The 11,637-nt window shown below is 70.3% G+C and carries 8 protein-coding genes; 4 read left to right on the top strand and 4 right to left on the bottom strand.

The genetic code is table 11. The features are described from left to right. Positions 1 to 326 precede the first annotated feature (326 nt). A complete protein-coding gene (locus D455_RS0120055; protein WP_017572491.1) occupies positions 327 to 2,477 on the bottom strand; it encodes an MDR family MFS transporter in 2,151 nt (716 codons plus the stop codon). Between the two features lie 204 nt (positions 2,478 to 2,681). Between D455_RS0120055 and D455_RS0120050 the strand changes: the two genes are divergently transcribed. Both D455_RS0120050 and D455_RS34595 read left to right on the top strand, forming a co-directional pair. Further along, positions 2,682 to 3,824 (top strand): acyl-CoA dehydrogenase family protein, encoded by a 1,143-nt coding sequence (locus D455_RS0120050; protein WP_017572490.1) that lies wholly within the window; start codon positions 2,682 to 2,684, stop codon positions 3,822 to 3,824. A gap of 36 nt (positions 3,825 to 3,860) precedes the next feature. Next, entirely contained in the window at positions 3,861 to 4,028 is a 168-nt protein-coding gene (locus tag D455_RS34595; protein ID WP_017572489.1) for a hypothetical protein, read from the top strand. Positions 4,029 to 4,142: 114 nt separating this feature from the next. On the opposite strand, the gene D455_RS0120040 is transcribed toward D455_RS34595, so the two are convergent. The 3 genes from D455_RS0120040 to pdxH form a co-directional block, all read right to left on the bottom strand. Continuing rightward, complete coding sequence (locus D455_RS0120040) at positions 4,143 to 6,440, bottom strand: SpoIIE family protein phosphatase (RefSeq protein WP_017572488.1); 2,298 nt, start codon at positions 6,438 to 6,440, stop codon at positions 4,143 to 4,145. A gap of 152 nt (positions 6,441 to 6,592) precedes the next feature. Beyond that, positions 6,593 to 7,294, bottom strand: coding sequence for a metal-dependent transcriptional regulator (locus tag D455_RS0120035; RefSeq protein WP_017572487.1), 702 nt, complete (start codon positions 7,292 to 7,294; stop codon positions 6,593 to 6,595). A 394-nt stretch (positions 7,295 to 7,688) separates the two neighbouring features. Beyond that, the gene (gene pdxH, locus D455_RS0120030; protein ID WP_017572486.1) at positions 7,689 to 8,342 is read right to left on the bottom strand and encodes a pyridoxamine 5'-phosphate oxidase; all 654 of its coding nucleotides are present in this window, start codon (positions 8,340 to 8,342) and stop codon (positions 7,689 to 7,691) included. Between the two features lie 293 nt (positions 8,343 to 8,635). Between pdxH and serC the strand changes: the two genes are divergently transcribed. Both serC and D455_RS0120020 read left to right on the top strand, forming a co-directional pair. Then, positions 8,636 to 9,760, top strand: a complete 1,125-nt coding sequence (gene serC / locus D455_RS0120025) for a phosphoserine transaminase (protein ID WP_017572485.1) — start codon at positions 8,636 to 8,638, stop codon at positions 9,758 to 9,760. Between the two features lie 89 nt (positions 9,761 to 9,849). Continuing rightward, positions 9,850 to 10,854, top strand: a complete 1,005-nt coding sequence (locus D455_RS0120020; RefSeq protein WP_017572484.1) for a glycerophosphodiester phosphodiesterase family protein — start codon at positions 9,850 to 9,852, stop codon at positions 10,852 to 10,854. Positions 10,855 to 11,637: the final 783 nt, after the last annotated feature.

Genomic DNA, 11,637 nt, shown 5'->3' with positions numbered 1-11,637 from the left:
CGAACCTTCACCCACGGGACTTATCGAGCATCCATTCCTGAGAACCTACTTCAGGCTCTTGGTTCCGGGCCTTCGCGTTCCGAACTCCGACCTCCGCGTTCCGAAACCCGTGCCCCAACTCCGTACTCCGACCCCCTGGCCCGAACTTCGAGGTTTCCGGAACACGGACTTCCATCCCTTTATCCACTCCTCTGGGAGATTGTGGGTATGCCAAAGCGCGCAGGGGTGGGATCCCCCCTATTTCCAGGAAACCATCACGCCCCCACCCCGGGACACCCCCAACCACCACCTGTGGAAAACCCAGCCGCCCCGACCAGTCGCGTCCCTCACACCCGATGGGCCCCGCTGTCCAGGTGCGCGGCGTCGCCCTCGTCTCCCAGGACGTCGGTGGTGATCCGTTCCAGGACGGCCACCACCTCGGGGTGCTCCTCGGGTCCGTAGTCGGCCAGCAGCGAGCGCAGCGCGGTGCGTTGGGCATCGAACATGGCACGGGCGGCGTTCCTACCACGCCGGCTGAGCCTCCAGAGGTCCGGCTCTCCCTCACCGGCCCCTCCTCCGCCACTCCCTCCCACACCGACCGCCCCCTCACCAGCCGCACCCTCACCAAGCTCCCCCGCACCCGACTCCCTCCTCCTCCCGCCAGGCTTGCCCCCACCGGTCACCAGATAGCCAGCTTCGAGGAGCTCAGCGTGGACCGGGTCCCAGTACTCCCGGGGCAGACCGGACATCTCCACCAGCTCCTCGGGCGCCAGCGGACCGGTCACCCCCAGATGGCTGAGCACCCAGCACGCGCGCGGTGAGATCTCCAGGCCCGCCGCCTCGCGCAGACGCCCGTACATCTCGTCGGCTCCCTCCCGCCCGCATGCCCGGAACACCTCCTTCTCCACGTGCGCGATGGCGCTGCGGCTCCCGGCGGCCACGGGCGGGAGGGACTCGTCCAGGTCCGGCGAGTCGATCGTGGTGCGCAGCGGGATCTCCCGGAGGAACAGCGCCAGCGCGAACCCGACCAGGGCGATCGGCACCGCCCACAGGAACACGGTGTCCACGGCGTCCGCGTAGGCCTGGAGGAAGGACGCCTGCGCCTCCGGCGGCAGCTGGTCCAGGCTGCGCGGGTCGCTCTCCAGCGACGAGGGGTCCACCCCCGGCGGCAGCTGGATCTGCTCGGCCCGGGCGGCCAGGTTGGCCGCCAGCTGCCCGGAGAAGATGGCGCCGAACACCGCCGTGCCGAACGATCCCCCGATCGACCGGAAGAAGGTCGCCGACGAGGTGGCCACACCCAGGTTGGCGTAGCTGGCGGCGTTCTGCACCACCACGACCACCACCTGCATCACCATGCCCAGGCCCACGCCGAGGACGAAGAAATACAGCCACATCTCCAGCGACGAGCTCTCCGGGCCCAGCAGCGAGAGCAGGAACAGGCCCAGTGAGGTCACCGCCATCCCCAGGATCGGGAAGATCCTGTAGCGGCCGGTGCGGGTGACCAGGCGTCCGCTGCCGATCGAGGTCAGGAACAGGCCCATGACCATCGGCAGCAGGTACAGCCCCGAGGCCGTGGGCGACAGGCCGTGCACGATCTGGAGGAACAGCGGCAGGAACGCCATCGACCCCATCATCGCGAAGCCCACGCAGAGGCCGATGCTCATGGCCACCACGATGGTCGGGTCGCGGAACAGGCTGAGCGGCATGACCGGTTCCGACGCCCGGCGCGCGGACAGCCACCAACCGGTACCGAGCACCACGGCCGCGACCACGAGACCGATGACCTGCCAGGACGCCCACGAGTAGACGCTGCCTCCCCACGAGGCGACCAGGGTCAGGCAGATGGCGGTGGCCGCCAACAGCACGATTCCGGCGTAGTCGATGCTCTGGCGTCCGGTCGGCTGCCGGCGCGGCAGCACCGCGATCACCGTGGCGAACGCCAGGACTCCCAACGGCAGGTTCACGTAGAACACCCACCGCCAGGACAGGTGGTCCACGAACAGCCCGCCGAGCAGCGGCCCGGCCACGCTGGAGATCCCGAACACCGCGCCGAACAGCCCCTGGTACTTGCCGCGCTCGCGGGGCGAGACGACGTCACCGATGATGGCGGAGGCCAGCACCATGAGCCCTCCGCCCCCGATGCCCTGGAGCCCGCGGAAGAGGATGAGCTGGAACATGCTCTGGGCGGTCCCGCACAGGGCCGAACCCACCACGAAGACGGCGATGCACACCAGGAAGAACTGCTTGCGGCCGAACTGGTCGCCGAGCTTGCCCCACAGCGGTGTGACGGCGGTGACCGCGAGCAGGTAGGCGGTGATCACCCACGACAGGTGGTTGAGCCCGCCGAGGTCGGACACGATGGTCGGCAGCGCGGTGGACACGATCGTCTGGTCCAGGGCCGCCAGCAGCACGGTGAGCATCAGCGCGCCCATGATCACCGCGATCCGGCCGCTCCGGTGCTCCCTGCGCGCACGATGCCTGGCCTCGTACTGGGCCATGGCCCTCCCCTCCCCGACCGGGCCGTCNACCGGCTCCGCTGCCGCCACCCTAGGAAGCCGACGCGCCCGGCTCCGGAGGGAACCGCCGGTCGGAGACTCACGCGCACGGGAACTTTGCCCGGGCTTGGACCGCCCCCTTCAAAACCGAATCTTGTTCGGTTACTGTGGCGTCACCCAGTCATCCCCGACGTCTCGGAGCTGAGCATGAAACGGGAACTCTTCGACGCCGACCACGACCTCTTCCGCGAATCGGTGGCGGAGTTCCTCAAGCGCGAGGTCATCCCCCACCATCCCCGGTGGGAGGAGGAGGGGATCGTCCCCCGCGAGGTGTGGACCCGGGCGGGCGGCGTCGGCCTGCTCGGCCACGGGGTCCCCGAGGAGTACGGGGGCACCGGACTGAACGACTTCCGGTACAACACCATCGTCAACGAGGAGATCTGCCGGGCCCACGCCAGCGGCCTCGGCATCACCCTCCAGAACGACGTCATGGCCCCGTACATGGTCGGCCTGACCGACGACGACCAGAAGAAGCGCTGGCTGCCGGGCTTCGCCAGCGGCGAGCTGATCACCGCCATCGCCATGACCGAGCCCGGGGCGGGCAGCGACCTCCAGGGCATCACCACCTCGGCGGTGCGGGACGGCGACGCGTACGTCCTCAACGGCTCCAAGACCTTCATCACCAACGGCGTCAACGCCGACCTGGTGATCGTGGTCGCCCAGACCGACCCCGACGCGGGCGCGCAGGGCTTCTCCCTGATCGCCGTCGAACGCGGGACCCCCGGCTTCGAGCGGGGCCGCAACCTCGACAAGGTCGGCATGAAGGCGCAGGACACGGCCGAACTGTTCTTCGACGACGTACGGGTTCCGACCGCCAACCTCATCGGCCGTGAGGGCTGCGGCTTCATCCACCTCATGGAGAACCTGCCGCAGGAACGCCTGTCCATCGCCACCTGCGCCGTGGCCTCCGCCGACGCCATGCTCCAACACACCATCGCGTACTGCCGCGAGCGCACCGCCTTCGGTCGTCCGATTGGGCGCTTCCAGAACACCCGTTTTGTCCTGGCCGAGTTGGCCACCGAGGTGGACATCGCCCGCACCTACGTGGACCGCGGCATCGACCTGCTCAACCGGGGCGAACTCACCGTCGAGGACGCCGCCATGGCCAAGTGGTGGACCACCGAGCTGTGCAACAAGGTCATGGACCGGTGCCTCCAGCTTCACGGCGGGTACGGGTACATGATGGAATACCCCGTGGCACGGGCCTGGCAGGACAGCCGCATCCAGACGATCTTCGGCGGTACCACCGAGATCATGAAGGAGATCGTGGGGCGCGGCCTGGGGCTGTGACCGGGAAACCCCCGTTCGGGAAGGGTCGGAGCTGGAATGAGCGGTGCGTGGGACGGCCTCATCGTCATGGGCCTGCTGGTCGTACTGCTCGTGATCGGGGTGCGCAAGCTCCGGCCCAGGGTCCACATCCCGTGGACCACCGGCGGCATCGTGGTCTTCTTCGTCTTCGTGTGCCTGCTGCTGTGGGCCTGGTCCTGGCGCTAGGCGGTGCCCGCCCGCGGCGCTCCGCGCCGAGACGGGCCACCCCCGCAGACACCTCCGGAACCTGGCGGGCGCACGAACGGATCCCCCTGCGGCTGGGGCTCTGACGAGCGGAGGCTAGACCCTGGCGTCCTCGTCGCCGTCGGCCTCCCGGTCCCCGTTCCCGGTCTCCGCGCCGTGCATGGGCATTTCGAACCAGACCGCCTTGCCGTCCGGCGTGGGACGCGCGCCCCACCGGCTGGCCAACTGTTCGACCAGGTAGAGTCCCCGGCCGCCCTCGTCGTCGGCGGCGGCGCTGCGGATGCGCGGCAGTCTCAGGTCGTTGTCGAAGACCTCCACCCACACCGCCGACGCTCCCCGCCGCAGCCGCAGCAGGAACTCCTTCTCCGCGGCGTCCTCGGCGGGCTCGTCGCTCTCCTCGGCCACCGCCTCCAGCAGGTCCGTCCAGTCCTCGTCGAACTCGTCGGCCCCGGAGCCGGCGGCCTCCTCCGAGTCCAGCACGCCGGAACCGGTGAACTCCCGGTGCACCGGGTGCGGGGTGGCGTGGATGACGACGTTGGTGACGATCTCCGAGACCAGCAGACAGGCCAGCTCGGCCTGGTCGCGGTCCATCCCCCACTCCTTGAAGGTCTGGGCCGCCAGGTGGCGGGCCTCGCCCACGGTGGAGGCGTCCGAGGGGAACCAGCCCTCGCGCAGCGCGAGCGCGTCGGAGTGGGTGCGCACGACCAGCAGCGCGGTGTCGTCGTGCAACTCACCCGGAACGCTGTGCACGGCGGCCTCGGCGATCTGGTCCACGTCCTTGTCGGCGACCTCGGCCACCCGCTCGGTCAGCCGTCCCAGCGCGCGTTCGGGGTCCGCCTCACCGCCGACCGGCCGCCGGTCCACGAGCCCGTCGGTGTACAGGACCAGGGTGGCGCCGATCGGCAGGCGCAGGTCGGCCTGGTGGTAGACCACGTCCTCGCCCGAGCCGCCCTTGGCGCGCACGCCCAGCATGCGGTCGGTGACCTCCAGGTCGAGTTTCTCGACCGAGTCGGAGGTGACCAGCAGCGGGGGCGCGTGCCCGGCGTTGGCGTAGGACAGCTCCCGCGACCAGGCGTCGTAGACCATGTACAGGCAGCTGACGCTGGGGATCCAGGTGTCGCCGTCCTCGTCCTCCTGGCCCAGCTGGCGGACCCATTCGTCGAGTTCACGCAGGATGTCGGCGGGCTCGCGGTCGGCCTGGGCGAAGGCGCGCAGCGCGGCGCGCAGCTGTCCCATGACGGCGGCGGCGTGCGGGCCGCGGCCCTCGACGTCGCCGACGACCAGGCCCACGCGCCCGGCGGAGAGCGGGATGGCGTCGTAGAAGTCGCCGCCGACCTGGGTCTGGAAGCCGTACCCGTGCGACTGGAGCGGTCCGGTGGGCAGGTAGCGGTGCGCGATGGTCAGCCCGTCCAGCCGGGGGAAGCTGCTGGGTAGCGAACTGCGCTGGAAGGCGAGCGCGGTGCTGCGCTCCTCCTCGAACAGGCGGGCGTTGTCGATGGCCAGTGCCACCCGGGAGGCGATGGCGCCGACCAGGTCGCGGTCGAAGCCGCCGTAGGAGTTCTTCTGCCGGGGAGAGAGCCCGGACAGGGCCAGGGTGAGCACCCCGAGCACCTCTCCGCGGGCCCGGAGCGGGGCGGCGATGGCGGAGGTGACGCCGACCTGGCGGGAGACCTGGTCCGAACGTGTGCTGGGTGAGTTCTCGAAGAGGTACTCGCTGCTGACCACCGTCTCCAGTCGGCGCAGCGACTGGGTGACGAAGTGGCGTTCGGGATAGCGGACCTCGTCGCCCACGTCGAACCAGGTGCGCGGCGGGGGCGTCCATCCCTCGGCGTGTACCGACACCCGTCTGACCAGGTGGTCGCGGTCGTAGAGGTCGATGAAGCAGTGGTCGGCGAACTGGGGGACGAGGATGTCCGCCACGCCCCTGACCGTGGAGTCGAACTCCAGTGAGCTGGCCAGGCGCGTGCCGATGCGCTCCAGCAGGCCGTACTGCTCCTCCACGCGCCCGCTGCGCAGGGCCTCGCGGGCGATGAGGGTGATTCCGTCGATCTCCCCGGACTCGTCGCGCATGGGCACGGCCTGGGCCCGCACGTGGATCCAGGTGGAGTCGCCCCTGAGCACGGCGAAGGTGCCCTCCCACGACTCCCCGCGCAGGACGCGCCGCGCCAGTTGGGAGGCGTGTTCGCGGTCCGACTCGTGGATACCGATGTCGAGCAGGGAGAGGCCGACGTAGTCGCGGCCGCCCACGAAACCGAAGAGTTCGCGCGCGAAGGGGTTCCAGTAGCGCAGCAGACTGAAGCGGTCGATGACGACGATGGCGATCTGCGCCTGGTCCACCACGGCGGCCGTGGCGAGCGCGTCGCTCTCCCGGAAGGGCTCACCCCACCGTGTCATCTAGCCGCCACCTCGCCGTCATGAGCTGCGCACATGCTCGCTCCGGGTCCTCCGAACGACCGCACCTTGGGGCGAGCGTAGCAACACCGTCAACGTTCCCGCAGCGCAATGTGACAATCCTGATGAGCAACCAATCAACGTGTCCGTACGGTTCACGGCTTGGCGACGAAGATATGCCCGGCGACGAGCGCCGAGAGCTCGGTGTCCCCGGCTTCCCCCCCGGTCACGCGGACTCCGTCGTCAGAGGCTCGCAAGACCACTTCCTGCCCGGGTTGTACCCCGGATTCGCGCAAGGCGAGCATGATGTCGGCGTCCGACTGGATCTGCTCACTGATGCGCCGCACGGTGACGGTGGTCTCGCTGTTGCCAGCGACGTCGATCATCGGGACGATGGAGTCGTCGGTGAAGGGCTCGGGGGCGTAGTCCTCCAGGCCCAGCTCGTCCAGGCCGGGGATCGGGTTGCCGTGCGGGCACACCGAGGGGGCGTTGAGCAGCGTCACCAGGCGTTCCTCCACCGCCTCGGAGATGACGTGCTCCCAGCGGCAGGCCTCGATGTGCACGTCCTCCCAGGGAAGCCCGATGATGTCGACGAGCAGACGCTCGGCGAGCCGGTGCTTGCGCATGACGTGGGTGGCCAGGCGCCGACCCTCGGCGGTCATGGCCAGGTGCCTGTCGTTCTCGATCCGCAGCAGGCCGTCGCGCTCCATGCGGGCCACGGTCTGGCTCACCGTGGGCCCGCTCTGGTGCAGGCGCTCGGCGATACGGGCCCGAAGCGGGACGATGCCCTCCTCCTCGAGCTCGAAGACCGTACGGAGGTACATCTCCGTGGTGTCGATCAGCCCGTGTGTGGTCAAGTCTCCCCTCCCAAGGCTCTGTGCCCGGCGCGCGGTCACGGCAGGCACGGCGGGTCTCTCTCAACACAGGCCGGGGCGACGTGATTCCCAGGGGCCGAGTGGGGACCGGGGCGTCCACAGGACCGCGGGAGCGACCACCGATACCGCAAGCATATCGCGGCTCGGAGGGCCCGAAATTCTGTCCGGTCCCACGATGCGGACCTGTTCCTCCCCCGGCGCAAGGGCCGTTGGTCCCCGGCGACCGCGGCACGCCCGGACCGCGACGGGCACCGGACGGACCCGCGGACGCTCCCACCTGGCCAAACGGACGTCTCCGCTCCTTCGGCGCGGCGGGGACCACACGGGCGGAACACACCTCCGCCACGTCGTGGAAATCCGGGGACATCGTGGAAATTCAGGGCGCCAGGCGATCGATCCTCCAGACGTCGTCGTCACCACGGAGGTAGCGGAAGCGGTCGTGCATGCGGTCGGCACCGCCCTGCCAGAACTCCACCTCGCTCGGCACGAGCCGGAAACCGCCCCAGTACGCGGGCCGGGGGATCTCCTCGTCGGCGGCCCACACCGTGTCGAACTCCCGGTAGAGCCGGTCGAGTTCGTCCCGGTCCGCCACCGGCCGCGACTGGCGCTCACTGGCCCAGGCGCCCAGCTGCGATCCGCGCGGACGCGAGGCGAAGTAGCGGTCGTTCTCCTCGTCACGGAGCCGCTCCACCCGACCGGCCACCAGGACCTGCCGCCGGATCGCGTGCCAGGGGAAGACCGCGCTGGCGCGCGGGTCCGCCTCCAACGCCCGCCCCTTGCGGGAGGTGTAGTTGGTGAAGAAACGCAGGCCGGTGCTGTCGTAGCCCTTCATCAGCACGGTGCGGGCGCGGGGCATGCCCGAAGGTTCGACGGAGGCCAGGACCATGGCGTTGGGCTCGGCCAGCCCGGACTCGTAGGCCTCCTCGAACCACAGGTGGAACTGCGCCATGGGGTGGTCGGCCAGAGAGGAGCGCCTCAGGGGTTCACCCATGTACGGTTTCCGCAGTTCGGCGGGGTCTCGGTGGTCCACATCGGGCATCCTCTCGCGCCGGGGGTCCTCCGCGCCACCCGGTCCGCCCCGCGTCGGGTCCGTCGGCGCACGCGCGGCGCGGCGCCCCTTCCGTTTGACCCCTCACCACGAAATCCCCCTCAGGAAATGACACACGGTACGCATTCTGCCCCCGCACCTGATCGGAATGTCACTCGTGTCGGTCCAAGCCCCTCGGAACACGGCCGCACCGCCAGCGTTCCCACACGGTGTCACCTGCCACGACGGCGCCCCCTGGAGGGCCCGCCACCGCCGCCGCCACTACCCTGGTAACCGTGACCGACGAGATTCAGATCCCCGCGAACCTGCTGCCCTCCGACGGCCGTTTCGGCAGCGGCCCGTCCAAAGTCCGCCCCGCGCAACTCGACGCCCTGGCCTCCTCGGGTTCCCGCTACATGGGCACCTCCCACCGGCAGAAGCCGGTCAAGTCCCTGGTCTCCCGGGTGCGCGCCGGTGTGAGCGAGCTGTTCTCCCTCCCCGACGGGTACGAGGTCGTCCTCGGCAACGGCGGGACCACCGCCTTCTGGGACATCGCCGCGCACGGCCTGCTGCGCAGCAAGTCCCAGCACCTGTCCTTCGGTGAGTTCTCCAGCAAGTTCGCGAAGGTCGCCAAGGGTGCCCCGTGGCTGGAGGAGCCCACCGTCATCAGCACCGACCCGGGCAGCCACGGCGAGCCCGTCGCCGAGGCCGGTGTGGACGTGTACGCGCTCACCCACAACGAGACGTCCACCGGTGTGGCCGCGCCCATCAGGCGCGTGGCGGGCGCCGACGACGACGCGCTCGTCCTCGTGGACGCCACCAGCGGCGCGGGCGGCCTGCCCGTCGACATCGCCGAGACCGACGTCTACTACTTCGCGCCGCAGAAGAGCTTCGCCTCCGACGGCGGGCTGTGGCTGGCCGTCATGTCGCCCCGGGCCCTGGCCCGCGTGGAGGAGATCGCCGCCAGCGGCCGGTACGTGCCGGAGTTCTTCTCGCTTCCCACGGCGGTGTCCAACTCCCGCAAGGACCAGACCTACAACACTCCGGCCGTGGCCACGCTGCTGCTGCTCGCCGAGCAGCTGGAGTGGATGAACGGCCGGGGCGGCCTGGAGTGGACGGTGGCGCGCACCGCCGAGTCCTCGTCGATCCTGTACGACTGGGCGGAGAAGTCCCCGGTCGCGACGCCGTTCGTCACCGACCCGGCCAAGCGCTCCCAGGTGGTCGGCACCATCGACTTCAGCGACGACGTGGACGCCGCCGCGGTGGCGAGGGTGCTGCGCGCCAACGGCGTGGTCGACACCGAGCCCTACCGCAAGCTGGGCCGCAACCAGCTGCGCGTGGCCATGTTCCCGGCGGTCGAGCCGGACGACGTGCGCGCCCTCACCGAGTGCGTGGACCACGTGCTCACCAAGCTGTCCTGAGCCGCTCGTCCCGCGTTGCACAATGGTGGCCGACCCGCGTGCGGGTCGGCCACTCCCTTTTCCCGGCTTTCCCTAGGAACGGTTCGACTGTGCGCAGGAACAAGAAGGAACCCCCCATCAAGATCATCTCGCACCGCGGTGCGTCGGGGCACCGCCCCGAGCACACCCTGGCCTCCTACGAGCTGGGCGCGCGGCACGGCGGCGACTTCATCGAGATGGACCTGGTCGCGACCCGGGACGGGAGGCTGGTCTGCCGCCACGAGCAGGAGATCGGCGGGACCACGGACGTGGCCGAGCGCCCCGAGTTCGCGGACCGGCGCACCACCCGCACCGTCGACGGGCGCGAGGTGACGGGGTTCTTCGCCCAGGACTTCACCCTGGAGGAGATCCGGACGCTGCGCGCGGTGGAGCGCCTCCAGGACGTGCGCGAGGCGAACGCCGTGATGGACGGGACCTACGGGATCCCGACCCTGGAGGAGGTCATCGCGCTCGCCCTGGAGCTCACCGAGGAGCTGGGGCGGCCGGTCGGGATCTACCCCGAGACCAAGCACCCCGCGTACCACGAGGCGCAGGGCCTGGAGCTGGAGCCGGTGCTGATCGAGACCCTGCGCGAGGCGGGGCTGACCGGACCGGAGCCGCGAGTTCCGGTGTTCCTCCAGTCCTTCGAGGCCGAGAGCCTGCGCAAACTGGCCGTGACGGAGCTGCCGCTGGTCTACCTCATGGGCGCGCAGGAGCACTGGCTGCCCCACACCACCCCGGACGGCCTGGCGGAGGTGGCGTCGTTCGCGCACGCGATCGGCCCGGCCAAGAGCCTGGTCATCCCCACCGGTGAGGACGGGGAGCTGGGGGAGCCGACCGACCTGGTGGAGAACGCGCACGCGGCCGGTCTGCTGGTGCACCCGTACACCTTCCGCAGCGAGAACCACTTCCTGCCCGCGTCCCTGCGCTCGGACGGCGGTCCCGGCGACTACGGGGGCTTCGCCGCCGAGTACGAGGCCTTCTTCGCGGCCGGGGTGGACGGGGTGTTCACCGACTTCTCCCGGCACGCCTTCCTGGCGCGCGAGTACTTCCTGGACCCGCAGCCCGTGGACTAGCGGACGGCGGCGCGGCGCCCGGCGGTGCCGCGCCCCGTTCGCCCCGACGTCACCGCACGTCGAACCCGTTGCCCTCGGGGTCGCGCGTCGTGACGTGCGCGGACCGGACCCGGGTGCGCACCGCCTCGCGCGGCCCGACCGCCCTCACCTCCCGAGGAACGTCCCGGAGCAGGCCCGCCTGCGTCCGTATCGCTCCTCACCGCGCCTGGTCCCCCGGTACGGGGTGTGTCTTCGAGCCGGAGTGCGCCGATCAGCCACCTCAGCTGGCCGGAGGCCAGCGCCTCCTCGAAGAGCGCCACGAGCGCGGGCGGGAGCACGGGGTTCCCTTCCTCTCCGGCGTGTCCGAGCCGCGAACGTGCCGACGGTCTGTCCGGCCCGGAAGGCCTGTCATCGATCGATCCCCGGCCCGTCGGAGCGGCCGCCACGTCCGTCCGTCGAGAGGCCTCTCTCACGAGGCATCGACGATGACGGCGCCGCACGCCTGGGAGCCGATGACCCGCCCACGGACAGAAGCTGCGCGGCCGGCGGCGCCGCGTTCTCGCGCCCGCCCACCGAGGGAAGTGCTGCGGGGCGGTTTCCAGCCTCTCGTGTGTCGTGCTGTGTGCCGGTCTCCTGTGTCCGCCCGCGTGGTGACACTCCTCGTGGGTGGAGAATCAGATCCCGCTTGTCCTCGGGTATCCCCTGGCACAGCTCCGCCTCCGCCGAGATTATGTTGACCCCCCGAGGCCCCTGCTTCGTGTGGCGGACATTCCCCGCGATGTGCTCGTTCATCGCCTGGTCAAT

The sequence above is a fragment of the Nocardiopsis halotolerans DSM 44410 genome, assembly GCF_000341065.1.
GTDB lineage: Bacteria > Actinomycetota > Actinomycetes > Streptosporangiales > Streptosporangiaceae > Nocardiopsis > Nocardiopsis halotolerans.
The sequence above is the reverse complement of the archived record's forward strand: the minus strand, read 5'-3'. Positions and strand labels throughout refer to the sequence as shown.

Excerpts from the sequence above, each read along its gene's own strand:
- D455_RS0120055 (WP_017572491.1), bottom strand. The coding sequence starts at position 2,477 with ATGGCCCAGTACGAGGCCAGGCATCGTGCGCGCAGGGAGCACCGGAGC.
- D455_RS0120050 (WP_017572490.1), top strand. The coding sequence starts at position 2,682 with ATGAAACGGGAACTCTTCGACGCCGACCACGACCTCTTCCGCGAATCG.
- D455_RS34595 (WP_017572489.1), top strand. The coding sequence starts at position 3,861 with ATGAGCGGTGCGTGGGACGGCCTCATCGTCATGGGCCTGCTGGTCGTA.
- D455_RS0120040 (WP_017572488.1), bottom strand. The coding sequence starts at position 6,440 with ATGACACGGTGGGGTGAGCCCTTCCGGGAGAGCGACGCGCTCGCCACG.